The sequence below is a fragment of the bacterium genome, from assembly GCA_021372515.1.
Classification (GTDB): Bacteria; Gemmatimonadota; Glassbacteria; order GWA2-58-10; family GWA2-58-10; genus JAJFUG01.
The window spans coordinates 1-1,721 of sequence record JAJFUG010000082.1 but is presented as its reverse complement, the minus strand read 5'-3'; the positions used below and the strand labels follow the sequence as shown (position 1 = coordinate 1,721).

Genomic DNA, 1,721 nt, shown 5'->3' with positions numbered 1-1,721 from the left:
GCGCGCCGTGCCCCTACACCTGATCTCCCAGACCACAGGGCCGGCTCGGATTCCGAATAGCCCCATGCCATCGGCCTCACCAGTCCAACGGCTTCTTCCAGGCGGCGCGCATCTGCTCCACGCTCAGGGAGATAAGCTCCGAGGCGCCGTCGCGTCCGGTCACTTTCAGCGTGGGCTGTGCTGTCACCTGCCCCACGCAGGCGCAGGGCAGGCCCGCCAGCGCGGCCTCGAAACGGGCCGCTTTTTCGGGGCTGACCGTTATTACGAACCGCCCCTGGCTCTCGCTGAACAGAAGGCTGTCGTTGCGCGGGACCGATTCGGCACCGGGCACGCGGGAGAGGTCCACCTGCGCCCCCAGGTCACCGGCGATTGCGCACTCAGCCAGGGTCACTCCCAGGCCACCGTCGGAAAGATCGTGGCACGAGGCGACCAGTCCCTGACCGATAGCCCGGTGCAGAGCGGCGAAAGTACGTTTGGAAAGGGCCGTATCCACTGTCGGCACACGGTTACCCACCGCGCCCAGCAGGGCGTAGTACTCGCTCGCCCCGGTCTCGTCCCGGGTCTCTCCCAGCACGTAGACCTTATCCCCATCCGCCTTGAAATCCAGGGTCACGGCGCGGCTCACATCCTCCACGATACCCAGGGCGGTGAAAAGGAGCGTGGGCGGGATGGAAATCTTGTCCCGGCCAGCGCCGTAATCGTTCTTCATGCTGTCCTTGCCGCTGATCAGAGGCACGCCGAAAGCCGTGCAGACCTCGTACAGCGCCTGGCAGGCGCGCACCAGTTGGGCCATCTTGTAGCGGCCGTCCGGGGTCTTTGCCGACTGCACCGGGTCGGGCCAGCAGAAATTGTCCAGCCCGGCCACGCGGGATGGGTCGGCGCCCACGGCCACCACGTTGCGCAGGGCCTCATCCACGCAGCAAGCCACCATATGATAGGTGTCCAGGTCGCTGTAGCGCGGCAGGATGCCGCAGCCGACGGACACTCCGCGCAAGCTGTCCGGACGGAGCTTGAGCACGCAGGCATCCGAGGGCCCCTCGGCGCGCGCCCCGGCAAACGGCTTGACCACTGTTTGCGCCTGGACCTCATGATCGTACTGACGGACGATGGCCTCCTTGCTGCACACGTTCCAACTGGCCAGCAAACCCAGCAGGGGCTGGTCGAGCCGCGCCTCCGGACTCGGCAGCGTCGGCTCGGGGAACACTTTCCGCTCCCAGCGCGCCTCCAGCTCCATCTTCGGAAGGCCGTCGTGCATGAAATCCAGGTCCAGCGAGCAGACAACCGCCCCGTCTTGGAAGGCCACGAACTTGCCCGAATCGGTGAACGTGCCCAGGTCGGTGGCCTCCACCTCGCGGCGGCGGCAGAGGTCCAGGAAAGAGTCCAGCTTGTCAGGCGGCACGGCCAGGCTCATGCGCTCCTGGCTCTCGCTGACCAGTATCTCCCAGGGCGCCAGGCCAGCGTACTTGAGCGGTGCGCGCTCCAGGTGCAACTCAGCTCCGCCCGAGAGGCGGGCCATCTCGCCCACCGAGCTGCTCAGGCCTCCGGCCCCGTTGTCGGTCAGGGTGCGGTAAAGACCGGCATCGCGGGCCTCGATCAGGCAGTCGGCCATCTTTTTCTGGGTGATCGGGTCGCCGATCTGCACGGCGCTGGTGGGGCTTTTCTCATCCAGCTCCACGCTGGAGAACGTGGCCCCGTGGATCCCGTCCTTGCCGATCCGCCCG

The 1,721-nt window shown here is 66.8% G+C and carries 1 protein-coding gene; it reads right to left on the bottom strand.

The window, feature by feature from the left end; all coding sequences use genetic code 11:
- Positions 1-76: 76 nt before the first annotated feature.
- Positions 77-1,721, bottom strand: a 1,645-nt coding sequence (locus tag LLH00_08505; GenBank protein MCE5271313.1) for a phosphoribosylformylglycinamidine synthase, incomplete at its 5' end; no start/stop codon positions are given.